This is a genomic window from Streptomyces pimonensis (genome assembly GCF_041380215.1).
Classification (GTDB): domain Bacteria; phylum Actinomycetota; class Actinomycetes; order Streptomycetales; family Streptomycetaceae; genus Streptomyces; species Streptomyces pimonensis.
Map to the genome: position 1 here is coordinate 127,562 of NZ_JAHWZY010000015.1, position 24,757 is coordinate 152,318.

Below are 24,757 nucleotides of genomic sequence, written 5' to 3' on the forward strand. Positions count from 1 at the left end.
TTCCCTCAACGCCCCAGGGCCTGCGGCGCGCCGCCCTCGTCGGTGCCCCAGACGTCCTCGTCCTCGGCCAGCCACGTGGTCCGTTCCCTGTCCCCGCTCTCCGTCTGCGGCTTGTCCCCCGCCCCGCCCATGGGCCCCATCGGCGGCATGAAGGGCGAGCTGCTGCTGGTCTGCGTGGTCCTGGGGACGACGCGGTGCTCCTCGTCCTCGACGGTCTGCGCGGCGGCCGTCCGGCCGGAGCGGCCGACCCCGGGCTCGATGACGGCCCTGGTGCGCTCACCGCTGCCGCCGCCGGCCTCGCCGCCCGCGCCGCGCATCATCGGCGGGTACATCCCCGGCGATCCCGATCCCGTGCCGGTGCCGTCGGCGGAGCCCGCCAGGGCGTCGCTGCCCTGCGGACGCCCGAGCGCCGAGGCGAGGTCGTCCTGGTTGTAGAGGTTGTCGTTGAACGCGGAGGAGTACGCGGAGCCGGCGGAGGCCGTGGGGCCGCCCCCGTTGTAGGCGGAGAGATCGGGGGGCTGGGGGAGGTCGGCGATGCGCTGCCGGATCAGCTCGTCGATGTTCTTCTCACCGGCGTTGATCCGGTCGTACTCGGCCTGGACGTCGCGCATGCGCTGGTCGTAATCGGACTTGGCGTCCTTGCGCGCCTGCTCGGCCTCGGTACGCGCCTCCTCGCGGTCCGCCTGGGCGTCGGCCTTCGCGCGGTCGTACTCGCTCCTGGCCTCGGCCTCGGCGGCGTCCGCCCGTTCGAGGGCCTCCCGCTCGGCGGCGTCGATCTCAGCGATCCGCCGGTCGTACTCCTCGCGGGCCTCTTTCTCGTCGGTGCCGGCGGCGATCTCCCGCTCGTACTCCCGGCGGGCCTCGGCGCGTTCCTGTTCGGCGTCCTGGCGCGCCTGGTCCCGCTGTTCCTGGGCCTCGGCCTTCTCCTGCTCGTACTCCTGTCGCGCCGCCGCCTCCTGCCGGTCGGCCTCCTGGAGGGCTGCGTCGCGCTCGGCGCGGGCCTCGGCCTTCTGCTGCTCGTAGTCGGCCTGCGCCTCGGCCTTGGCGTTCTCGGCGTCCAGCCGGGCCTGCTGCTTCTCCTGCAGGGCCTCGCGGCGGGCCTCCTCCTGCTGGGCCTCCGCCCTGGCCCGTGCGTCGTCCTGGTCCTGCTTGGCGGCTTCCCGTTCGGCGGCGGCCTCCGTCCTCGCGGCTTCCTGCTCGCGCTCGGCCTCCGTCCTGGCGGCCTCCTGCGCGGCCTTCGCCTCCGCCTTCTCCTTCTCCGCCTCCGCCTTCGCCGCCTCCTGCTCGCGCTCGGCCTCCGTCCTGGCGGCCTCCTGCGCGGCCTTCGCCTCCGCCTTCTCCTTGGCCGCCTCTTCCTTGGCCGCTTCCTGCTCGGCCTTGGCCTCCGCCTTCTCGGCCTCCTGCGCGGCCTTCGCCTCCGCCTTCTCCTTGGCCGCCTCTTCCTTGGCCGCTTCCTGCTCGGCCTTGGCCTCCGTCCTGGCGGCTTCCTGCTCGGCCTTCGCCTCGGCCTTCTCCTTGGCCGCCTCCGCCTTCGCCGCTTCCTGCTCGGCCTTGGCCTCCGTCCTGGCGGCTTCCTGCTCGGCCTTCGCCTCGGCCTTCTCCTTGGCCGCCTCCGCCTTCGCCGCTTCCTGCTCGGCCTTGGCCTCCGCCTTCTCGGCCTCCTGCTCGGCCTTCGCCTCGGCCTTCTCCTTGGCCGCCTCCGCCCTCGCCGCCTCCTGCGCGGCCTTGGCCTCCGCCTTCTCGGCCTCCTGCGCCGCCTTCGCCTCGGCCTTCTCCTTGGCCGCCTCTTCCTTGGCCGCTTCCTGCTCGGCCTTGGCCTCGGCGCGGTCGACTTCAGCCTGGGCCGCGGCTCGTTCCCGCTCCTTCTTCGCCTCGTCCTGCGCCTTCTGGTTCTGCGCGAGGGCGAACGCCTGCTGCTCGGCGGCCGCCTGCTTGGCTTCGGCCTTCTCCTTGGCCGCCTCTTCCTTGGCCGCTTCCTGCTCGGCCTTGGCCTCCGCCTTCTCCTTCTCCGCCGCCGCCTTCGCCGCCTCCTGCTCGGCCTTGGCCTCCGCCTTCTCGGCCTCCTGCGCGGCCTTCGCCTCCGCCTTCTCCTTCTCCGCCGCCGCCTTCGCCGCCTCCTGCTCGGCCTTGGCCTCCGCCTTCTCGGCCTCCTGCTCGGCCTTGGCCTCCGCCTTCTCCTTCTCCGCCGCCGCCTTGGCCTCGGCCTTCTCCTTCTCGGCCGCCGCCTTCTCACGGTCCCGCTCGGCCTTGGCCTCCGCCTTCTCCTTCTCCGCCGCCGCCTTGGCCTCGGCCTTCTCCTTCTCGGCCGCCGCCTTGGCCGCCGCCGCTTCGGCCTCCGCCTTCTTCTTCTCGGCGTCGGCCTCCTCCTTGGCGGAGATCTCGGAGAGGGGGCGGTCGTCCCTGTCGGTGATGCTGGTGTCGAACGCCTTCTCGGCTTCCTTGAACGCCTTGTTGATGGCCACGATGGCCTCGGCGCCCTTCGTGCTGAGCCAGTCCTGCACGGACTGTTCCCACCGGCGCACCGCCTCGTCGGCGATCGCCTTCCACGTGGTCATGTCACTCGGCTTGCCGTACGACTTCTCCCCGATGACGATCTCGTTCCGGAAGTTGGCGGTCGACACCACGTAGTTGTTCCAGGTGGTGTACGGCCCGGAACCACTGGACACCGTTTCGAAATCCGTCTTGTCGAACTGGTTGTCGATGAGGTTGAACCGGGCGTCCTGCAGCATGTCGTAGAGCCAGCGCTGCGGATTGCTCTCGGCCCTCCACGCCACCCAGGCGTCGCGCAGATTCTGCGCCTGCTCGAGGACGACGCTCTGGGCCGCGGCCAGCGCCCGGGCCGGCTCGGACGTCACCGTCACCGTGTCGATGGTGACCGCGGAGCCCCCGGTGCCCTTGCCGTCGAGCTGATCGGCGTACCCCTCGTAGTTCCGGGCCAGCTTGTGGATGAGCTCCTTGAAGATGGCGGCCGACGTGCCGTCCCAGGAGTCGCTGCCCTCTCCGATGTTCTCGGTGTCCCACTTGCCGATGGTGACCGCGCTGTCCTCGAAGAACTTGACGACCCGGTCGAACGCCTGGGCCGTCTTCGTGAAGGTGAGCAGGTCGACGTAGGTGCCGTCGCCCACCGTGATGCCGCGGTTCTCGAATCCGTGGGTGGAGTAGGGCCACATCGTCAGCTGATCGAGGGCGGCCTTGGAACCGTAGATGTACTGGACCAGGGCACTGGTGTCCCAGTCGAGCTTCTCGCCTTCGCTGTTCGAGCCGCCCTTGTCCATCAGGACCTTGCTCGTCTTCTCGAACTTCGCGATCACGTTCTCCCCGCTCGGGGGCGCGGCCGAGGGTGTGGCGAGAAAGGTGATGTACACGCGGTACCGGTAGAGGTAGCTGCCTTCGGCGACGTCCGTGCCGTTACCGGCCGGCTGGTAGTACGGGATGGTGTAGTTGGTGTTGTGCGTGCCCCAACCCCCCGAGGACAGAAAACCCGACGAATAGCCCGGACCGCCCTCGTCCTCCACCCGGACGTGGATCATCGGGATGTCGTCGTTGCCCTTGAGGGTGTCGAACAACGTCTTCCGCTCCGGCAGGACGTAGCCGGTGAGCAGGTCGACTGCTTTCTTCCAGTAGTCGTCGTTGTTGTCCTGGGGGCTGGCCACTGCCGAACTCCGTTACTCTTCCTCTTCGGTGCCACCCGGATTGTCGAGATCACTGTCGACATCCTCGAAGATGTCCATGAACTCGTCCGCGGTGATGTTCTCGAGGTTCTTGCCCTGAGCCTTGGCCAACTCGTCGATCGTGTCCCACAGCGCCTGTTCGAGGTCCTCGAAGAGGACCGTCTGGTCCTCCAGGATGCGTTCGACCTCGCCCGCGCCCTGCCGGATGACCTTGTTCAGGGCTCCCCCGCCGACCACGCTGTTCTCGTCGGCCATGGGGCCGAGGACGAGCGGTTTCGAGGACAGGATCGTCGTGGTCGAGATGCTGTCCGCGATGAACGAGATGGCCGGGCCGGCGGTCGGGCTGTCCTTGAGGATGTTCTCCAGGGACGTCCGGAAGTCGTCGATCTGGTTGTTGATGAAGTTCTTCAGGAACGTGCTGTCGAGGACCGTGACGGCCACGCGATCACCCTTCCGTCACCGGCCGGCGTCAGCGGCTGCCGATCCTGATGTCGCCCCACCGCTGCGACAGGTTCTGCTCCGTGTACCGGTAGTTGTTGGAGATCTCGGTGAGCAGGCCGGAGTGGTTGGCGAGCAGGGTCTTGATGTTCTCGACAGCGTTGTCCCACTTCGCCTGGACCTCGCTGTAGACGTCCCGGTCGTCACCGATCCAGCTGTTGCGGAGTTCGGCCAGTTCCATCTCCAGGTTGGCCAGGATGCTCATGATCGCCTTGGACTGGCTGATCATGTCGTCCGCCGCGCCTTCGGCATGGTTGTAGTCGACGTAGATGTAGCCGTCGGAGAAGTCCATCGGATTCCTCGATTCACCGGGAGAATGACGAGTGGGGGAAGGGGCGGTTCCTGGCGGGTGCGCCGAGGATCAGTTCGACGACGTGCTGGTGCCGTTGAGCTCGTCGAACACCTGCGTGGAGCGCGAGTACTCCGCGTCGATCGCGTCGTTGCTGGATCCCTGCACCAGCCCGTGCTCCCGGAGGGTGCCGTTGAGCTCGTCGACCATCCGGTCCAGGTTGACCAGGATGGTGTCGACGTGCTCGTCCCACTGCTCCAGCAGCTTCTTGTACTTTCCGCCGTCCGCGCCCCCGTAATTCGAGGCGAGCGTGTGTGACGTGGTCTGCACGTCCTGCTGGCAGCGCTGAACACCGGAGAAGGCCTGTTCCAGCGCCAGGATCCCGTTGCGGGTCGCGCGTTCTTCGGACTGCTGCATGGCCATGAGAGAACTCCCTTTCGGCACAACTCGCCGGGCTGCGGCCCTCACTTCGCCCTGCGGGCAGACAGGGCTTCCCTGCGGTCACGAATGACGCGCCGGGGTCATGGGGTGGCCAGATGCTATGCAGGCCGCAACTTGTTTGGCAATTACAGACGGAACCGTGGAGTCCCTTACCGGGAAGCTCAGTTGAGCAATATCCCGGAATTTACGCCGCTCAAGTGAGCGGCACGGTGAATCCGGCCGGACAGATCGGGCATCGGCGCAGTCCGCCGGACACCGCCGAGTGCCCGGCTTAACGCGAGGTGGCCGGGCGGGCGTCAAGAATTTCCCTTCCGGACGGTCGCCGGCGGGGCCCGGCCGCCCCCTCCCGCCCGCTAGCGCCCGGGACACCGCAGCGTCACCCGCGCCTCGCCCTCGGACGCCGCCTCGGGGGTCAGGTCCGGGCCGCTGGGCAGCATGGCCAGCATCGGGGACGGCATCGTGCGTGCCTCGACGCCCTCGTAGCCCAGCGCCGCCACCGCCTCCTGGGACAGCAGCCGGTACTTCACGCCCTCGTCCGTCACCAGGTACGTGGTGTCGCCCAGCGCGCTGCCGCTCGCGCTCAACGCCCTGACCAGCGAGCCCTTTCCGGCCCGCACGGCGATGGAGTCGACCTTCAGGCAGCCCGGTTCTACCTCGGGCGCCGGCGCCTGCGCGGCCTCGGGCAGGGCGCTTCGGGGCAGCACCGAGGCGCCCACCCGCACGCCGGAGGCCGCGGAGTCCACCTCGGCGCAGGCCACCGAGCCGGTGGCGACGGTGAACGCCTTCGGCGGCGTCGCGGGCAGCCTCGCCGACTCCGTGCTCCGCGCGTCGGGGGCGAGGTGCCCGGCCAGGGTGTCCGCGCCGAGCGTCGCCACGGTCGCGGCGTCCCCGCCGTACGCCTCCCCCCGCGTGCGCGGGTCGCCCAGCAGGAGGGTGGCGCCGGTGTCGGTGAGGGGGACGAGGCCCTCTCGCGTGAGCAGGTGGTAGCGGGCGGCGGAGCCGGGTACGTCGACCTTGAAGAGCTGCCCGATCCTGGTGCTCCGGCCGGCCAGCTCGGGCCCCTTGTCGCCCCGGCCGGGCACCTCGGCGGGGGCCAGGTCGGGTCCCAGCGGGAAGGCGTCGAGGAACGCCGCGGAGACGGGACGCGGGGTGACGTCGCCGTACCCGAGGGCCTGGGCCGCCTTCGCCCGCTCGTCCAGCCGCAGCCGGCTGCCCTGCCACAGCAGGTACGTGGCGTCGTCGGGGCCGGTGACCAGCATGCCCTCGTCCTCGCCCAGCCGCCTGCCGCCGGGCACGTCCTGCGGGGCGTCGGCGCCGAGGGCGAGCGTCGTGGTCGCCGTGACGACGCCCGTCGTCCGCGGCAGGACGTCCGAGCACACCAGCCAGGGGCTGCCGTCCAGGTCGCCCGCGCCCGGCAGCGCCTCGGGCGCGTCGGGGATGCCGACGGGCGTACCGTGCGGGGTGCCGGCCAGCGAGGACGTGCCCACCGTCGTGACGCCGACCTCGCCTCCGGTGACCAGCCGGGCGGAGGCGTAGTTGCGCACCGGGCGCAGCCGCCCGTCCAGGTACAGGTAGCGGGCGCCGGTCTGCTTGTCGACGATCAGGTTCTCCCCCGAGCGCCACGAGTCGTTGCCGCCGGGCCGGATGAGACCGAAGACGAAGGCGCCGGCGCACACCAGCACAGCGATGATCACGCCGATCGCGGCGCCGCGGTTGGTCCGGCCCAGCGGGCTCTCCGGGGAGTCCGGATCGGCGCGCAGCATGGCCGAGGCCAGCCGCCCCATGATGAAGAGATGCGCCTGTACCTGGTCTCGTTTGCTGTGCATGTCGCCGTTCTCCCGGGTCAGCCGTTGATGCCGCGGAGCCAGCCGTAGACGCCCATCGACCAGAGCGTCAGCGGCAGGATGCTGAGGGCGGCGAGCGAGTGCAGCAGCTCGGCGGCGCGCCCCCAGTACGGGACGAGCCGCCGTCCGGGCACCGTCCACGAGGCGATGACGATCGCGGCGGCCAGCCCCATCAGCCCGGCCGTCAGGGTCAGCCGGTCCGCCGGGTCGAGGGAGCGCGCGGAGACGAACAGCAGCAGGACCACGCCCCAGGCCCCGGCGCAGGTCAGCGCCATTCGTTGCCAGACGTTGCCCAGCCCCCTGCTGTGCAGCAGCAGGAGGAGGGAGAACGCCACGACGGTGAGGATCTCGGCGAGGCCGGGTGAGGCCATGAGCGCCACCAGGCAGGGCAGGCACACCAGGCCGATGGCGCCGTAGAGGGCGGTCATCCAGCCGTCCGCCAGCGCGGAGCGCGCATCGACGTCCGAGGAGGAGTACGGGTCGATGCCCTGCTGCAGTTGCTGGACGTTGGTCGGCAGGGGCGGCATCCGCATGCCGGCCAGCCGGAACGACAGGGACGGGACGAACCCGCCGAAGAGCACCACCACGACGGCCACCACACCGGCCGCCTGCTCCGGCGCCAGGTCCAGGGTGATCAGCGCGGCGCCGAGCGCACCCGCCGCCGCGATGCAGGCCGCGCCGATGAACAGCGCCGGGTACACCCCGACCGCCGCCAGGGCGAGCACCGCGCCCGCGCCGCCGGCCGCGGACGCCGCCAGCAACCGTGCGCCGAGGACGGCTTCGCCGTCGGCGCCGCCCAGGTCGCCGCCGGGCAGCAGCCAGCCCGCCAGGGCGAAGTAGGGGGCCGCCATGAGACCGAGCACCGAGCCGGCCCCGGCGTCCCCGACGGCGCGGGAGGCGGAGCCCGCCCCGGCGATCAGCAGCAGTCCGACGGCCGAGGCGGCGACGGCCCGTATCCAGCCCGCCGTGCCCGGCATGGCCAACAGCACGATGCCCAGTGTGAGGGTGGCCGCGGCCAGTCCGCGCAGCAGCCGCCGGCCTGCCTCCGGGCTCCAGCCGTGCGGTCTGCGGCCCATGCCGTCGGCGATGCCGTCGACCAGGTCGTCGATGTGCACCTCGGGCAGCGTCTCGGTGCGCGGCCGCAGATAAAGCTCCTCTCCGTCCCGCAGACCGAGGGAGTCCAAGGTACTCTCGGGGTCGAGCGGTGGACCGCCGAGGCGCTGGAGTACCCAACCTCCGTGCTCCAGACCGGACTCCTCCAGGTCGTCGCCTCCGTAGCCGATCACTGTGGGCAGCAGATCGGCGACGGGGACGTCGGAGGGCACGGCCAGGTCGACGGTCCTGGCCGGAGCACGTACGGTGACGCGGCACAGGCTCGCCGTCTGATTCTCAGTCATGGCTTCGGGGTTCACACTTTCTGGCGGACCACGCGATGTGCGGTGGCTGGAAGGTGGCAGCGGCACACCGGCCGGTCGCCGAACGCGACGGAAAAGTCGGACGGGGCATGCGCCGACGAGTTTGACCGTATGCCGGGCTTTTCGCAACACCACTCCGGGAGTTCGGCGTCACGGCACCTCCCGGCCATTTTCCCGACGCCGTCGCGCGGGACTCTGACTCATTACGGAAAAACCCGCGACGTCCCCGCGGGGTTTCCCCGGAATTCCTTCCGAAATCGTTGAGGAGGACGTTCGTTGAGCGTGATCCTGTTCCGCCGCCCGGCCCGCCGTAAAGGGCCGGAAATGCCGTCGGGGGAACTGAGTCTTCAGGAGCCGCCCACGCTTCCGGAAGTCGTGCCGGACAGTTCCGCGGTGTGGACGTATCTGCCGATGGCGCTGATGTCGGTCTCCATGATGCTGATGTTCATGCGGCCGGGGATGAGCCAGAGCAGTGGCGGGTTCATCTACATCGCGCTCGGTGTGATGGTGATCGCGTCGGCGGGCATGATGCTCGGCCAGGTCATGCGCCGCAACGGCGAACGCAAGCAGCGGATGAAGGGCGAGCGCCGCGACTACCTGCGGTACCTGCGGCAGACCCGGCGCATGGTGCGGGCGTCCATCGTCGAGCAGCAGCGCGCCCTCGCCTGGCGCCATCCTGAACCCGACGCCCTGTCGTCGCTGGTGCGCAGCACCCGGCTGTGGGAGCGGCGGTCGTCGGACGAGGACTTCGCCGAGGTGCGGATGGGCGTGGGCGACCAGCGGCTGGCGATGAAGCTGACGCCGTTGTCGACCAAGCCCGTCGAGGACCTGGAGCCGCTGTCGGCGCACGCGCTGCGCAGCTTCACCCGGGCCTACTCCACCGTCAGGGACCAGCCCATCGCGATCTACCTGCGGGCCTGGTCGAAGGTGCTGTTCCGCGGGGACGAGGAGCGGATACGCGCCCAGGCCCGGGCCCTGCTCGCGCAGTTGGCGGTGTTCCACTCCCCCGACGACCTGTGGATCGCGCTGTGCGTCTCGGACGAGCGGCGTGCGGAGTGGGAGTGGGCGAAGTGGCTGCCGCACAGCCTGCACCGGCACGAGGAGGACGGGGCCGGACCGGCCCGTCTGATCGCCTCGGCCTTCACCGAGCTGGAGAACCTGCTCGGCGCCGAGTTCCTGGAGCGGCCGGGCGCCGACCCCGACGCGGTCCCGGGACGTGAGGAGCCGTACACGGTCGTCGTGATCGACGGCTGCACGGTGCCGGCCGGGCACCGCTTCGACGGCCACGGGTTCCGCAACGCGGTGGTGCTCGACCTCACCGGGGCGCTCGCGTGGAAGCCCGGCCGGACCACGCTGCGCCTGGAGGTGGACGAGGGCGGTGTCGCGCTGGTGCGCACCGACCGCGACCGCAAGGAGCAGTCGACGGTGCTCGGCCGGCCCGACCGGCTGGGCACGGTGGGCGCGCTCGCGCTCGCCCGGCTGCTGGCGCCGTACCGGATGAGCGTGGGCGGCGACGACTCCAAGCCGCTCGCCGACGACGTCGAACTGACCTCGCTGCTGAACATCCCCGATCTGCACCGGCACGACCCGGCCACACTGTGGGAGAAGGCGACCGGCAGCGCCCGGCTGCGGGTGCCGATCGCGGTGAGCGGTGAGGGCCGGCCCGTGGAGCTGGACATCAAGGAGTCCGCGCAGGGCGGTACGGGACCGCACGGCATGCTGATCGGCGCCACCGGCTCCGGCAAGAGCGAGCTGCTGCGCACGCTGGTGCTGGGACTGGCGCTGACCAACTCCTCCGAGACCCTGAACTTCGTCCTCGTCGACTTCAAGGGCGGCGCGACCTTCCTCGGCCTCGACGAACTGCCGCACACCTCGGCGGTCATCACCAACCTCGCGGACGAGGTGGCGCTGGTGGCGAGGATGCAGGACGCCCTGCACGGGGAGCTGATCCGGCGGCAGGAGCTGCTGCGCGCCGCCGGGAACTACACCTCCGCGCTGGAGTACGAGAAGGCGCGGCAGTCCGGGACGCCGCTGCAGCCGCTGCCCAGCCTGTTCGTGGTGGTCGACGAGTTCAGCGAACTGCTGGCCTCGCACCGCGACTTCATGGAGCTGTTCGTGATGATCGGCCGGCTCGGGCGCAGTCTCGGGGTGCATCTGCTGCTCGCCTCGCAGCGGCTGGACGAGGGCCGCATGCACCAGCTGGAGAGCCATCTGTCGTACCGGATCGGTCTGCGGACGTTCTCCGCGATGGAGAGCCGGGGCGTGCTGGGTGTGCCGGACGCCTACGAGCTGCCCGCGCAGCCGGGCGCCGGTTTCCTCAAGAGCGGCGTCGACGCGCTGACCCGGTTCCGGGCCGCGTACGTCTCGGGGCCGTACCAGCGGCGCCGGGCCGTCGTGCAGGCGCAGGTGGCGCGTCAGGTGGTGCCGTGGTCGGCGGAGTGGGTGGTGCCGCGCGCGCCCGCGGACCCGGACCCGGCCGGCGAGCACGACGAGCCGGAACCGGAGGGCGAGGGGGACGGCGGCGGGGAGACGCTGCTGTCGGTGGCGCTCGACCGGCTGCGCGGGGCGGGGCCGCCCGCACACCAGGTGTGGCTGCCGCCGCTGGGCCGGCCGGCCACCCTGGACCAGATCCTGCCGCCGCTGGCACCCGATCCGCGCTACGGCCTGACCACGGCCGACTGGCCGCTGCGGGGGCGGCTCACCGTGCCGGTGGGCGTCGTGGACCGGCCCTTCGACCAGCTGCGCGACCTGCTGACCGTGGACCTGTCGGCGGCCGGCGGCCACGTGGCCATCGCCGGGGGCCCGCAGAGCGGCAAGAGCACGCTCCTGCGGACCCTCATCACCGCGCTCGCACTCACCCACACCCCGCGCGAAGTCCAGTTCTACTGCCTGGACTTCGGCGGCGGCACGCTGGCCTCGCTGGACGAGCTGCCCCATATGAGCGGGGTCGCGGCGCGGGTGGACACCGAGCGGGTGGGCCGTACGATCGCGGAGGTCACCACGCTGCTCGCCCGGCGGGAGCGGTTCTTCCTGGAGCACGGCATCGACTCCATGGCGACGTACCGCAAGCGGCGCGCGGCGGGCGAGTTCCCCGACGAGCCGCACGGGGACGTCTTCCTGGTCATCGACGGCTGGGCCACCGTGCGCCAGGACTTCGACCGGCACATCGCCACGTTCAACGCGCTGGCCGCCCGCGGGCTCAACTACGGCGTCCACCTGATGGTCACCACCGCCCGCTGGGTGGAGCTGTCGTCCTCGGTGCGCGACCAGACCGGGACCCGGCTGGAGCTGCGGATGGGTGATCCCATGGACTCCCAGATCGACTCCCGCAAGGCGGCCACGATCCCGCGCAGCGCGGGACGGGGTCTGACCCCGGACAAGCTGCACTACCTGTCGGCACTGCCGCGCGTCGACGGGGTCGAGGACGCCGACGACCTCGCGGACGGGGTCGCGGGGCTGGTCGCCGCGATCACCGAGAACTGGACGGGGCCGGCCGCGCCCCGGGTGCGGATGCTGCCGGCGAAGCTGCCGGTCGAGGAGCTGCCCGAGGCGGAGGGCGAGAACGGCCTGCGGATCGCCATCGGTCTGGACGAGAACGAACTGGCGCCGGTGTGGCACGACTTCACCGAGAACCCGCACATGATCATCGTGGGCGACACGGAGAGCGGCAAGACCAACCTGCTGAAGCTGGTCGCACGCGGCATCACCGAGCGGTACACGCCGGCCGAGGCGCGGATCATGACGGTGGACTACCGGCGGGAGCTGGTGGAGAGCGTGCCCGAGGCGTACCGGCTCGGGCACGCCGTGTCCCTGGACATGCTGAGGGATCTGGTGGACGGGGCGGCGCGGGCGGTCAAGCAGCGGGTGCCCGGGGAGGACATCGCTCCGTCGCGGATGCGGTTGTGCGACTGGTGGCAGGGGCCCCGGCTGTTCATCCTGGTCGACGACTACGACATGGTGGGCGGCGGGCCGATGACGCAGCCGTTCGCTCCGCTCCTCGACCATCTGGCGCTGGGGCACGAGGTGGGACTGCACCTGGTGGTGGCACGGTCGTCGGCGGGCGCCGGGCGCGGGCTCAACGAGGCGTTGCTGCGGAGGCTGCAGGAGGTCAACACGCCCGGACTGCTGATGTCGTGTCCGCCGAGCGAGGGGTACCTCTTCGGGAGCGTGAAGGGGCGGGAGCTGATTCCGGGACGGGCGGTCCGGATCGCCCGGCGCAAGACCTTGCAGGTGCAGACGGGGCTCGTGGGGGACGCGTCCTGATGTGCCCCCGTCGGACGGCCGTCGGCGGACGGTGGGCGGCCCGGCTCCTGCGGGACGGGCCGGGAGGTGGTGACGAGGCCCCGCGTCGGCGGGGTGCCTCCCCCGCTCCCGGCTCCGCTCGGGCGGGTGGACCCCCATCGCCCGCCCGTGCCGCCCTGCGGTACGGGCGGGCGCGGATCGCGGCGGCGGTGGGCACGGCGGCGGCCTCTTCAGGAGGCGGTCGGGGGGCGCCAGTTCCTGGTGCGGCCCCGGGGGATCACCGCGGCCAGGGCCGCCAGGAGGAGGACCGTCGTCAGGCCCACGGCCGCGATCGTCAGGGAGCGGATGTGGGGGGCGGGGTCGGCGGGGGCCGGCATGCGGACGGGGGCGGGGGCCCGCACGGCGGGCTTCGCGCGCTCCTGGACCAGGGACAGGGCGGCGTACGGGTCCAGTCGGGGGGTGTCCGAGGGGTAGGCGGTGTCGAGAAGGCGGCGGGTGACCTCGGCCGCCGTGAGGTCGGGGTGGTAGGCGCGGACGAGCGCGGCGGTGCCCGCGACGCCCGCCGCGGCCAGCGAGGCGCCGGAGCCGATGTAGTGGCCGGTGCCCCCGGGGCCGACGCTGACCATCTCGCCGCCGGGCGCGGACAGGTCGGGCTCGTGGGCGGGCGGCGCGTTCTTCTGCCGTACGCCGCCGGGGCCGAAGTCCACGACGGCGAGCGCACCGGGCGCGGCGGCCGGCCAGTACGGGCCCTCGGGCATCTCGCCGTCGGGTCCCTGCTCCTCGCGGGGCACGGCGTCCGGGGCGGCGGGGGCGACGACCAGCGCGTCGCGCCGGGTGGCGTGAGCGACGGCCGCGGTGAGTTCGTCCTTGCCGGTGCGCAGGGTCTGGCCGACGTAGATGACCTGCGCGCCACGGTCCGCCGCCGTCCGGATGCCGGCGGCCACGCGTTCCACGGAGGGCACCCCGCGGTCGTCGGTGCCCGGCAGCGCGAGGATCTCCGCCTGCGGGGCGACCCCGGCGATGCCGCTGCCCTTCTCCGGTGCGGCGGCGATCAGGCCGGCGGCGAACGTGCCGTGGCCCACGCAGTCGTCGGCCGCCGCGTCGACGGCCTCCACCCTGCCGGACAGGCTGGGGACGCCGGTGGAGACACCGGTGTCGACCACCGCGACGGTCACGCCGTCGCCGCGCGAGATCCGCTGGGCCCGGGACAGTCCGAGCGCCGTCTGCGACCACGCCGCTCCGGTGGCCGTCTGCCCCGAGGTCCCGGTGCACGGGCTGCCCTCGCCGAGCCGGACGGGCAGCGGGGGCAGCAGCGTGGCCCCCGGATCGCCGGCATCGGGGCTCCCCGACGGCGCGGCCGGGGCGGCGGGGAGGGCGAAGGCCGGCCCGCCGGCGGCCGGCAGGACCACGGCGATCGCCAGCACACAGCCCGCACCCCGGCTTTTCATGACATTCCGCATGAGCCGCATGATAGGCACACAAGATGTACGACACACAACGCCAACTACCGCAGCAGCACAAGGAGATTCGAGGCGTGGCACGGCAAATACTCACGGTCGGCCCGGAACGGTCGGACGGATTCCAGACGATCGGTGAGGCCCTGGCCCAGGCCCGTACCGGGGCGGTGATCCGGGTCCGTCCCGGCCGCTACGCCGAGAACCTCGTCATCCGGCACCGGGTGACGATCGTCGGCGAGGGCGAGCCGGGCACCGTCGAGCTCTGCCCTCGGAACGGCACCGCCGTCACCCTCATGGCCGACGCCGTGATGCTCAGCGCCCTCACCCTCCGGGGCCGCGACAAGGAGGCCGCGGTCGTGGACGTGCCCGCAGGGCAGGCCGCCCTCGACGGATGCACCGTGACCGGCGCCGGATGGACGGCGCTGCTGGTCCGCGGCAAGGGATCGCTGGCCGCCCGCGGCTGCCGGATCGGCAACCCCGGCGGCGCCGGGCTCGTCGACTCCTCGGAGTCCGAGAGCGTCGTCGAGGACTGCGTGTTCGAGAACTTCGGCACCTCCGCGGTGGTCATCGGCGAGAGCGCCGGACCCCTGGTCCGCGACTGCCGCATCCGCGGCGCGCGGGCCAACGGCGTCCTGGCGAGCGGCGAGGCGCGGGGCACCGTGGAGGGCTGCGACATCTCCGGCACCGACAAGCCGGCCATCGCCCTGGAGGGCCACAGCTCGACCCGGGTGCTGCGGTGCGTCGTGCACCACACCTCGGTGGGGATGCTGGTGACCAGCATGTCCCGCCCGGAGATCGAGGAGACCTCCTTCGAGTCCATCGCGCAGAGCGGCATCGTCATCTCCGGCGGGGCCGACCCGATGCTGCGCGGATGCGTCACCCGGCGCACCAAGACCAGCGGGCTGCTCGTCCTGGACCGCTCGCGCGGAACCCTGGAGAACTGCTCGTTCCACGGCTCCACCGAGGGCGCCGTGCGGGTCGTCGAGGGCAGCGCCCCGCTGCTGCGGGACACCGTGGTGAGCGACTGCGCCGACACCGCCGGGGCGGTGCAGCTCTGGGACGACTCCACGGCCGAGTTCGAACGACTGGAGGTCCTGGACGCGGCGGGGGTCGGCGTCTCCGTGCGCTCCGCCGCCAACCCCCTGCTGCGCCACGCCCGCATCACCGGCGCGGGCGGCCACGGCGTCGAGTTCACCGACGACGGCCGCGGCCGGCTCGAGCACTGCGAGATCGAGTCCGCCGGCGGCTGCGCGCTGCACATCGACGACGACTCCGACCCCGAGATCAGCGACACCGTGCTGAACTCCGCCGCCCGCTCGGGCCTGCTCGTCGGCGAACGCGGCCGGGGCACCCTGCGGGACTGCGAGATCGGCGACAGCGCCGACGCCGGGGTCGGGGTGCGGGACGGCGCCGAGATCACCCTGGAGAGGGTCCGGGTGCACGGCTCGAGGGCCCACGGCGTCCAGGTGTCGCGCGGCGGCCGGGCCGTCCTCGACGCCTGTGAGATCACCGGGAGCACCGGCGACGGCGTACGGGTCGACAGCGCCGAGCCGGTCGACGTCACCCGGTGCGTCGTGCGCGACAACCGGGGCGCGGGACTGCGCCAGAGCCGCGCGAGCGAACGGCTCACGGTCGAGCTGCTGACCAGCGCGGACAACGGCCTGCCGGACAGCTGGGGCGAGTCGGCCGAGGCCACCGGCGCGGACGGCGCCCCGGGCGGGCCCGGCAAGGAGCAGGAGCCCGAGGGCCCGCTGGCCCAACTGGAGGCGCTCGTCGGCCTGGAGAACGTCAAGCACCAGGTGACCACACTGGTCAACCTGAACCAGCTCGCGGAGCGCCGGCGCCGGCTCGGCATGCCGGTCCCGTCCATGAGCCGGCACCTGATCTTCGCGGGGCCGCCCGGCACCGGCAAGACCACCGTCGCCCGTCTCTACGGCAGCATCCTCGCCGACCTGGGCGTGCTCAGGAGCGGGCACCTGGTCGAGGTCGCCCGCGCCGATCTCGTCGCACAGGTCATCGGCGGTACGGCCATCAAGACCACCGAGGCGTTCAACAGCGCGCTAGGCGGGGTCCTGTTCATCGACGAGGCCTACACCCTCACCGTCGAGGGAACGTCCAACGACTTCGGCCGCGAGGCCGTCGACACCCTGCTGAAGCTGATGGAGGACCACCGCGACGACGTGGTCGTGGTGGCGGCCGGCTACTCCGAGCAGATGGAGTCGTTCCTCACCGCCAACCCGGGTCTCGCCTCCCGGTTCACCCGCACCATCGAGTTCGGCAACTACGCGGTGGAGGAACTGGTGACGATCACCGAGAGCCTCTGCCACCGCCACCAGTTCGAGCTCGGGCCGCTGACCCGGGAGGCCCTCGCCGTGCGCTTCGAGCAGATGACACGCGACGCGTCCTTCGGCAACGGCCGTGCGGCCCGCGGCGTGTTCGAGGACATGGTGGACCGGCAGGCGTTCCGGCTCGCCGCCATGACCGACCCGGCGGAGAACGACCTGACGCTGCTGCTGCCGCAGGACGTCGGCGACGCGGAGGCGGCGGCCGTCGGCGGCGCGGCGCAGGACGCCGACGACGCGTCCGACCCGATGGCCGAGCTCACCGCCATGGTGGGGCTCGCCGCCGTGAAGCGGGAGGTCGCCGATCTGGTCAGTCTGCTGACCAACGCCCGGCAGCGGATCGCCGCGGGGCTGCCCGCCCCCCGGATCAGCAACCACCTCGTCTTCAGCGGACCGCCCGGCACCGGAAAGACCACCGTCGCCCGGCTGTACGCCAGGCTCCTGCACTCCCTGGGGGTGCTGCCCCGCGACTCCCTGGTGGAGGTGGCGCGGGCGGACCTGGTGGGCCAGTACGTCGGCCACACCGCCCAGCGCACCAAGGAGGTCTTCACCAGCGCGCTGGGCGGGGTGCTGTTCATCGACGAGGCCTACACCCTGACCCCCGAGGGGTCGTCCAACGACTTCGGCCGCGAGGCCGTCGACACCCTGCTGAAGCTGATGGAGGACCACCGCGACGAGATCGTGGTCGTCGTCGCCGGATACACCGAGGAGATGGGGCGCTTCCTCGCCTCCAACCCCGGCCTGACGTCCCGGTTCTCCAAGTTCGTGACGTTCGAGGACTACAGCACGGACGAACTGGTCACCATCGTGTCCCGGCACGCCGCCGCCTCCGGGTACGAGTGCGCCGACGCCACCGTCGAGGCGTTGCGCGCCCATGTGGACGCCATCCCGCGCGACCGGTCCTTCGGCAACGCGCGGCTCGCCCGGCAGCTGCTGGAGGCGATGATGACGAGCCAGGCCCGCCGGCTGGGCGGGCTGGGTTCGCCCAGCCTCGCCGACCTCACCACCCTGCTGCCGGAGGACCTGCCCGTCCGACAGCCCCTGGGGCAGCAGCCCTCCTGGTGAGGACGGACGCCCGCCGGCCGGGGCCGGCGGGCGTCCGCTGCGCCGGCGCGTCCCTCAGAGGTTGAACTTGACGCTCTCCAGCCACTTGTCCGGCTCCAGCGACCCGCCGAACCTCCAGCCCTTGGACGACTCGCACAGATAGGCGCCCCAGTCGTGCCCGCCGAGCTTGTGGTGGTGGCAGACGTTGCCGTCCGCGACGCCGACGGCGTAACCGCTGAGGTTCGGCGCGTTCGGGGAGTCGCTGCCCAGCGTCAGGTCCGTCCCGTCGGCCGCACTCGACCAGGCGGTCGTCCATCCGTCCTTCTGGACGTACTCGTTGGCGGACACCCTCGTGGCGCCGACCACCGCGATGTTGATGGCCGTGATCGGCAACCCCTTGCCCGACATGGCCCCGTCGCACCTCGGGGTCGTCCAGCCGGCCCCCTTTCTGTGGACCCGGTAGCAGATGTGCCGGCCGGGACTCGACGCGGCCAGTTGGCGGGCGGCGTAGGCGGCGGTGTTCGCCGGGAGTTCGGGAGCCTCGCGCTTCTCGATCCGGGGCTCCTCCTTCTCCTTCTCCGTCTCCTCCTCCTTCTTCTTCTCCGGCGCCTTGGGCGACTCGCTGACCGGGGACGCCGAACTCACCACCGGGGGCGCCTTCTCGACGACGGGGCTCGGTTTGGCGGAGGGCTTCTCCGTCGAGGGCTCCGGCGTGGGCTCCGCCGGGGCGTAGTCGCCCTTCGGCACCTCCAGGGGCTCCTCCTCGAGCAGCGTGTCGGACCCGGCGGCCACCGCCACGTCCTCCTTCTTCTTCTGCCGCGGTTCGTCCGTGGCCCAGATCAGCAGCGGCACGGCGAGGAGGACGACGCCCGCGATGCCGGCGGCGGCGAGCAGGGGCTTCTTCGGGTTCCCGGACGGCGGTCCGTCCGCACCGGCGGCAGCGGCGGCGGCGGCGGTTCCACCGACCCCACCGGCCCCGGCGGCTGCGGCGGCCCGGACGGCGGTGGCCTGCTCGGCGGCGCTCCCGCTCTCCGTTTCCGACCGCTGTGCTGCGGCGGCCGCGGCGGGTGCGGCGGCCGTCGCGGCCTGTTCCCCGGCCGTAGCGCCCGTGGTGGCGGGCCGCTCGGGAGCGGCCCCGCTCCCGGCGGTGTCCGGGGCCGGCCGTGCCGTCTGCGCTCCCCCGGTGCCGCCCTCGTCCGGCTCCGGTGCGGCCGTACGCCGTGCGGACGGCGCCAGCATCGGGCCGGGGTCGGCCGCCGCCGACCCGAGCGAGACGGCCCTGCGGACGGACGAACCGCCCGTGCCGCCGGGCCCGTCGGGAGCGGGCGGCTTCTTCTGACTTGCCATCGTTCTCCTCGATCTGTCTGTGTGGACTGTGGGGTGATGGGTGGTCGGGTGGTGCGCCCCGCTCGCTATCCGTCCTGGCCCACGGGCCCGGAACAGCGTTCCGGCCACTGCGGGCCGTCACCGACGCGGAAGCCCTTGGCCAGCGCCTCCTCGAGGTGCGTGAGGGCCTTGAGGTCCAGGCCGCTCAGTTCCTCCGACCCGTCCATGTAGGCGGTCGCGTTCCCGGGGAGCTCACGCAGCAGTACGACGGAGGGGCCCGCGGGCACGGTCCGCACCCCCAGCACCCGGAAGCCGGTCCCCGGGACGAAGACGATCTCCTCGTGCGTCTCCGTGGGGCCGCCCGGCCGGTCGAGCAGTTGCCGTACCTTGCGGCCGGTGACGGACCAGATCGCGTAGCGCACGGGGGACCCGGTGGGGAGCGCCGAGGTCCCGGCCAGGGCGCTGACCGGGGCGGGGTCGTGCAGCAGTGCGCCGAGCGCCGGTTCGGGGCCGTCGGTGTCCCCGCCGCGCAGGGCCACGCCCCGGTAGGAGGGCAGCCGGCGCAGGGCTGACGCCAGGCAGCCGGCATAGGGCAGCAGGCGCCCCTCACCGGTGTGCAGGTCCCGGATCAGCTCGCGGTGGTGCAGCGGCCCTTCCCCGGCGGTGAGGTAGGCGTGCGCGGCGACGAGGTCGGTGCGCGCCGCCTCCAGTTCGTGACCGCGCAGGGCGGGCATCCGGGTGAGCACCCGGGACACGGCGGCGGCGTGTCCCTCCCAGGCGCCGGCCGCGGCGTCCCGGAACGCGGCGCGCTCGGCGGCCCCGCTGACGTGCCCGGGCACGAACGGAAGGGCGGCGCGGTCCGGGGCGGGCGCCTCACCGCCGCGCCCGCGCGCTCCCGTCCCCGCCCCGGCGCGTCCGGCCCGGCCACCGTCCGGGCCCGGACGGCTTTCCTCGCCGGCGGTTCCGGAGCGCGGCCCGGCCGGGGAGGCGGACCGGGGCCCCGTGCCCCCCGGCCCCGTCCCGCCGTCCGGCGCCGCACCGGCCCCGGAGGCCCCCCGCTCGCTCCCACCGGCGTCCCCGGCCTCCGAGGACGCGGCGGTCGCGGCCCCTTCCGCGGACCGCCCCCGTGGACCGGACTCCGGGGACGCGACGGGCACGGGCGCCCCAGGCTCCGCTTCCTCCGGGCCCGCGGCCCCGCCGTCCTGGGAGGCATCCGGCGACGGTGCGGACCCGCCCTCCCGGAGGGACCCCGGCGGCACGGGCCCTCCGGCACCGGCGACCGGCAGGCGGGGAGCATCCGCGTCCACCCGGACGTCCGGCAACGCCACGGGCGCGGCGACCGAAGGACCATCCGCTTCCACGACCCCGCCATCCTGAGAGGCATCCGGCGACTCGACGGGCGGGGGCGCCGGCACCCCGGGCTCGGCGGCCCGTGGACCGGCGGTCACACCGTCGGGGCGGGCCGCTCCGGGTCCGGCGGCCGGCGGGCCACTCACCGTCGCACCGGGCCGCCGACGGGCCGCTCCGGCGGCCGGAGGGGCGGTGGTCGCACCGGGCCCCTGAACCACCCCGCCGGGGACCGGAGCCCCGCCGGGCCCGCCGGCCTGCGGGCCGGCGGCAGCCGACGGGCCGACGACAGCCCCGCCGGCACCCCGGTCCGCCCCGGCGCCGGACTCGGCGACCTGCGGAGCAACGGCCGTACCCGCCCCCCGGACCACCTCACCGAGCGGCGGCGTCCGGCCGGGCCCGACAACCTCCGGACCACCGGCACCCGCACCGGGCCCCCGGCCCGACGCACCGGGCGGCACGGCACGGCCCACTCCGGCGGCGGGCGGGGCGGCGGCCGTACCGGGACCGTGGGCCCCGGCCGGAACAGCCCGGCCGGGCCCGGCGGCAGGGCCGGGCCCGTGGGCCGCCCGCCCGGGCGGTGGGACGCGGCCGGGCCCCGCGGCCGGGCCGGGGCGCGTGGGCCGGCCGCCGGTGACGTAGCGGATGCCCGGTATGCCGTGTTCGGCGGCCAGGCGACGCAGGGCGCCGTCGCCCGCCAGGAGCCTGCCGCGGACCAGCAGGGTGGTGCGTGACCGGACGTCGGTTCCCAGGCCGCGCACGAGGCGGGACAGCGCGGGCAGCAGGGAGTCGTCCAACGGCTGACCGGGCATGCCCAGTTCGATGGCGCACACCTCCGGGTCGACGGCCGGCCCGAGCGGCCCCGGACGGGGGCCGTCCGGCGTCCACAGGGCGAGGCCGGCCCGGGTCACCGTCGCCTGCCAGCGGTCCGTCAGCCGTACCGTCCCCCGCTCTCCGCCGCCGAGGATCCAGTCGGGCGGGTGGAGCTCCGTCGGCCTGGGGACGGGAGCCCGCCCCTCGGAGTCGACCGGACCGCAGACCACGGACGGCACGAACGGCCGCCAGCTCGGTCTGCCGTCCAGCCCGACCAGCGTCGGCCGGGGCGGTGTTCCGGGCGGTGCGTGGTCGTCGAGCAGCGGCAGGCCGGTGAGCACCTCCACCTCGGCGCCCAGCAGATCGGCGACCGACTGCCCGAGCCGCAGCAGGTCGCGCCGGCCGCCGGGCGCGAGCCGGGCGCGGGCGCGCTCCGCCTCCGGCAGCCCCGCCAGGACGGCGGCGACCTCGTCGGCGGCGACGTCCTCCGCCTGCGGTGCGCCGACCAGCACCGTCAGCCGTTCGAAGTCGACGGGCACGGAGAAGCACAGGTCGTCGGGGGCCGGTTCGGGCGCCTCGGCCGGGCGGATCACCACGCCCGCCGGCACACGGTCCACGACACAGCCGCCGGCCGTGCGCACCGGCACCCCGTCCAGCGCCTCCTCCCAGACGGGCACCGGGGCGCGCCGGCCCGCCTTCCGGGGCTCCGCACCGGGCGCGAACCGCCACCACGCGCATCCGGGGCGGGAGCCGTCATGGACGAAGAGCGCTCCCCCGGGCGTGATCAGGACGGCCCCGTCCGGAGCCGTCACCTCCAGTTCCCAGGCGTCCGCGATCCTGCGGGCGACGCTGGGCCGGTCCGGCCGGTCGTCACCGGCGCCGGACATCACGAGCCGGACCCGTCCGGCGCCCCGCGCGCGCAGGGAGTCGAGCAGTGCGCCCAGCCGTGCCCAGTGGTCGGCGTCGGGCCCCCCGCCCCCGGCGGCGGAGCCCACGATCACCGTGACGACGTCCTCCTCCCGCCCGACGGCACCCGCCACCTCGGCCACGACGTCCAGCGGGAACGAGTCGTCCTCGACCGAGCGCACCAGCAGCACGCCGTCGACGTCCTCGACCGGCGGGCCGCCGACGCCCCGGTTCCCTGTGCCGTTCGCGCCGCCGGCCGGGCTCGCCGTGCCGCGGCGGCCCGTACCGGAGCCGGACCTGCGTCCCCGGCCCGGCATCACGGACGACCAGCGGCTCACGCGTCCGTCCCCCGCACGGGGTGGACGGCCTCGGTCAGCACCCGCGCGGTGCGGTCCGCGGGCGCGGCGGCGGGCCGCGTCCCCGCGTCCGCACCGCCTCGGACCGCGTCGCGCACGGCGTCGGGGTCCAGCAGCATGCTCACCGCGGCCGAGGGGTTCAGGTACAGCACGTGCCCCTCGGGGACGCGCGCCACGAGGTCGTCCGCGCGGACGAGTTCGAACGCGAAACGCCCCGCGGTGTGCAGGAAGACCGACGAGGTGAACACCGGGACGACCGGTGTCCCGTCCGGCGCCGCCGCACTCAGCGGACCGCCGCCCGGCGCCGTCAGCACGGCCACCTCGCGTCCCACCAGCGTGGCCGGCACCGCCTCGCCGGGCCCGTACCCGGTCGACGCGAGCTGGACGGCGCGGTCCACCTCGTCCTCCGGCTCGGGCCAGCCGAGCGCACGCGGGGACGGCCGGTACTCGGGGTTGTCCTCCCACTCGACGATCTCCCCGTCGAGGCCGGACCGCCACCGGCCGGTCATCGCCCACTCCGGGGGCCTCCCCTCCCCGGACCACGTCGGGTCGACCACCCCCAGCCAGTGGTCCGGGGCGAGACGGCCCGCCTCGCGGATGTCGTCCGGAACGGGCGGGAGCGCCTCGTCCTGCTGGCTCATGCTGTCCTCATTCGGTGGATCGGGACGAAGACGCGGTCCGTGCCGGGTCGTCCGGGTCGTCGTGCCAGAGGAGGCGGCGCGCGGTCGTGGCGTCCGTGACGACTCCGGTGAGCAGTCCGGACCTCAGCGCGGCGCGGACCGCCCCGGTGCCGCGTCCACCGGCCGTGACGCCGATCAGCTCCGTGACGCCGCGGAGTTCCGCGGCGCTGACGGCGATCGTGCGGGCGTTCAGCTCGGTGGGGATCACCTGGCCCGTGGTGTCCAGGACGTGTCCGGCCACCTCGGCGCACGCTCCCGCCTCCTGGAGCGTCTCCCGCTCCCGGTCGGACAGGGCGTCGTACACCGTGGAGTGCGGGGCGTCCCACGCCACGATGCCGACGACGGCCTTGGTGACCAGGCCGAACCGGTCCAGCGTCTCGGCGGTGGCGGGCTGGCTGCGCAGGACGGCGGCCGTCACGGCGTCGGGCAGGAGGAACGGGGTGTGGAGCGGGAACGCCCTGCCGCCGCCCGCCGCGGCCGTACGGCGGACCGCGGTGATCGCGGCGTCGTGGGCGAGGTCCCGCCCGCGCACCCCGGTCAGCTGGACCACGTCGCACAGCGGCAGCCGGGTGACCGCCTCGCTGAGCGCGTCCACCGCGTGACTGCCGTCCAGCCCGAGGACGTCGCCCTCCTCGACGATCTCCGAGATCAGCCGGGCCGCAGCCGTGCCGAGCCAGCGACCGCTCTGCCGCTGGTCCGCCGACGCCGCCGTACCGTCCTCGCCGCGGCCCAGGTTGACGACGATGCCGTGCCGGAGTCCGAAGCGCTCGGTCAGCGCCCGTCCGAGCGGGACGTCGATCTCGGCCGGGACGGTGATGTCGATCCGCACGATGTCGTGGGCCACGGCCGCGTCGAGCAGGCGGGCCACCTTGAACCGGCTGATGCCGAACTCCTTGGCGATCTCCACCTTCGACCGCTGCTCCAGGTAGAAGCGCCGGGCGACGGCGGCGGCGAGGAGCGTGTCGATCGGTGCGGGTAACGCCACAGCCTCAGCCGGTTCGGCCATGTCGTCTCTCCACGCTCTGATCGTTCGTCAACACACATCACTTCTCCGGCTAGTTCATCTGTACGAAGTGAGCGGAACATGACGGACAAGCGACATCGTAGTGACACCGGAGACGTCAGTGACCTCCGAGGCCGGACTTTCCCCGCCCCGGACGGGTCGCCCGTGCCGGGGAGGGGAAGAAATCATTCCGACTCCCCTCCCCCCACCAGCACCTCAGGGAGCCCCATGCTGCGCGGCATCGACGTGAGTGCGTACCAGTCGTCCTCGTACGGCACCGACGGCCTGTCCTTCGTCCTCGTCAAGGCGACGGAGGGCCGTTCGTACACCAACCCCAAGCTCTCGGCCCAGACGGAGAGGGCCCGCGACGCCGGCCTGGTCGTCGGCTTCTACCACTTCCTCTGGCCGGGCAACCTCACGGCCCAGGCGGAGCACTTCGTGCGCAAGGCCCCGGAGAAGCGGGGCGACATCCTCGCGGTCGACTGGGAGACGACGGGCGAGGGAACACATGCGAGCAACGCGGAGAAGGACCGCTTCATCCGGAAGGTGAAGGAGCTGCGGCCCGGCAACAGGGTGATCCTGTACTGCAACAGGAATTTCTGGCTGAACGTCGACACGACGTCCTACGCGGGCGACGGCCTGTGGATCGCCGACTACGTCACCGCCGGGAAGCCCCGCATCCGGGCGAAGTGGCGCTTCCACCAGTACACCGACGACCCGCTGGACAGGAACGTCGCGGACTTCTCCAGCAGATCGGCGCTGAAGGAGTGGGCCGAGGGCGCCTGACCCCCGGCCCGCTCCGGGACCAGGCCTACTTGTTCAGGTGCACCCAGAACTCGTCGAAGGACAGGACCTTGTCGCCGTTCAGGTCCCGGGACTTGATCACGGCCTCGGCGACCGCCTCGGTGACGTTCCAGTCGCCGCCCTGCGCCAGGGCGGTCTTGAACTCGGCAGCGGTGATGACCCCGTCCCCGTCCGTGTCGATCCGCTCGAACTGCTTGCGCGCTTCCTCGATGTCCGCCACCGGTCCGCCCCTCGTCTCGTACTTTGCCGTCTTGCTGACGCAGGGCAGATTATCGGGCC

At 73.2% G+C, this 24,757-nt stretch carries 15 protein-coding genes; 3 read left to right on the plus strand and 12 right to left on the minus strand.

Translation table 11 applies throughout. From position 1 onward, the window contains the following. Positions 1–5: 5 nt before the first annotated feature. The 6 genes from KYY02_RS17195 to eccD all read right to left on the minus strand — a co-directional run bounded on the left by KYY02_RS17195 (position 6) and on the right by eccD (position 8,140). A complete protein-coding gene (locus tag KYY02_RS17195; RefSeq protein WP_371238835.1) occupies positions 6–3,653 on the minus strand; it encodes an AAWKG family protein in 3,648 nt (1,215 codons plus the stop codon). Between the two features lie 12 nt (positions 3,654–3,665). Continuing rightward, complete coding sequence (locus KYY02_RS17200; protein ID WP_371238836.1) at positions 3,666–4,112, minus strand: type VII secretion system-associated protein; 447 nt, start codon at positions 4,110–4,112, stop codon at positions 3,666–3,668. A gap of 28 nt (positions 4,113–4,140) precedes the next feature. Beyond that, on the minus strand, positions 4,141–4,461 hold the full coding sequence (locus tag KYY02_RS17205; protein WP_371238837.1) for a WXG100 family type VII secretion target: 321 nt from the start codon (positions 4,459–4,461) through the stop codon (positions 4,141–4,143). A gap of 69 nt (positions 4,462–4,530) precedes the next feature. Further along, the gene (locus KYY02_RS17210; protein ID WP_371238838.1) at positions 4,531–4,881 is read right to left on the minus strand and encodes a hypothetical protein; all 351 of its coding nucleotides are present in this window, start codon (positions 4,879–4,881) and stop codon (positions 4,531–4,533) included. Positions 4,882–5,252: 371 nt separating this feature from the next. Continuing rightward, complete coding sequence (gene eccB / locus KYY02_RS17215) at positions 5,253–6,725, minus strand: type VII secretion protein EccB (RefSeq protein WP_371238839.1); 1,473 nt, start codon at positions 6,723–6,725, stop codon at positions 5,253–5,255. A gap of 17 nt (positions 6,726–6,742) precedes the next feature. Further along, positions 6,743–8,140: a type VII secretion integral membrane protein EccD gene (eccD, locus tag KYY02_RS17220; protein WP_371238840.1), complete on the minus strand. Its 1,398-nt coding sequence runs from the start codon at positions 8,138–8,140 to the stop codon at positions 6,743–6,745. Between the two features lie 342 nt (positions 8,141–8,482). Here eccD and eccCa point away from each other — a divergent pair, with 342 nt between their 5' ends. Continuing rightward, complete coding sequence (gene eccCa, locus KYY02_RS17225) at positions 8,483–12,421, plus strand: type VII secretion protein EccCa (RefSeq protein WP_371238869.1); 3,939 nt, start codon at positions 8,483–8,485, stop codon at positions 12,419–12,421. Positions 12,422–12,630: 209 nt separating this feature from the next. Here eccCa and KYY02_RS17230 read toward each other — a convergent pair whose 3' ends face one another. Continuing rightward, entirely contained in the window at positions 12,631–13,860 is a 1,230-nt protein-coding gene (locus KYY02_RS17230) for a S8 family serine peptidase (RefSeq protein ID WP_371238841.1), read from the minus strand. Between the two features lie 74 nt (positions 13,861–13,934). Here KYY02_RS17230 and KYY02_RS17235 point away from each other — a divergent pair, with 74 nt between their 5' ends. Beyond that, complete coding sequence (locus KYY02_RS17235; RefSeq protein ID WP_371238842.1) at positions 13,935–17,264, plus strand: right-handed parallel beta-helix repeat-containing protein; 3,330 nt, start codon at positions 13,935–13,937, stop codon at positions 17,262–17,264. A 54-nt stretch (positions 17,265–17,318) separates the two neighbouring features. Here KYY02_RS17235 and KYY02_RS17240 read toward each other — a convergent pair whose 3' ends face one another. The 4 genes from KYY02_RS17240 to KYY02_RS17255 form a co-directional block, all read right to left on the minus strand. After that, a complete protein-coding gene (locus tag KYY02_RS17240) occupies positions 17,319–18,590 on the minus strand; it encodes a hypothetical protein (RefSeq protein WP_371238843.1) in 1,272 nt (423 codons plus the stop codon). A 65-nt stretch (positions 18,591–18,655) separates the two neighbouring features. Next, positions 18,656–21,973 carry a hypothetical protein gene (locus tag KYY02_RS17245; RefSeq protein WP_371238844.1) on the minus strand — a complete coding sequence of 1,106 codons (3,318 nt, stop codon included), beginning with the start codon at positions 21,971–21,973 and terminating at the stop codon, positions 18,656–18,658. Then, positions 21,970–22,632, minus strand: coding sequence for a type VII secretion system-associated protein (locus KYY02_RS17250; RefSeq protein ID WP_371238845.1), 663 nt, complete (start codon positions 22,630–22,632; stop codon positions 21,970–21,972). The genes KYY02_RS17245 and KYY02_RS17250 overlap by 4 nt, the downstream gene beginning before the upstream one ends. A gap of 7 nt (positions 22,633–22,639) precedes the next feature. Continuing rightward, positions 22,640–23,677 carry a sugar-binding transcriptional regulator gene (locus tag KYY02_RS17255; protein ID WP_371238846.1) on the minus strand — a complete coding sequence of 346 codons (1,038 nt, stop codon included), beginning with the start codon at positions 23,675–23,677 and terminating at the stop codon, positions 22,640–22,642. 225 nt (positions 23,678–23,902) lie between these two features. On the opposite strand from KYY02_RS17255, the gene KYY02_RS17260 reads away from it, so the two are divergent. Beyond that, complete coding sequence (locus KYY02_RS17260; RefSeq protein ID WP_371238847.1) at positions 23,903–24,460, plus strand: glycoside hydrolase family 25 protein; 558 nt, start codon at positions 23,903–23,905, stop codon at positions 24,458–24,460. 25 nt (positions 24,461–24,485) lie between these two features. On the opposite strand, the gene KYY02_RS17265 is transcribed toward KYY02_RS17260, so the two are convergent. Further along, the gene (locus KYY02_RS17265) at positions 24,486–24,698 is read right to left on the minus strand and encodes an EF-hand domain-containing protein (protein WP_371238848.1); all 213 of its coding nucleotides are present in this window, start codon (positions 24,696–24,698) and stop codon (positions 24,486–24,488) included. Between the last annotated feature and the right edge of the window lie 59 nt (positions 24,699–24,757).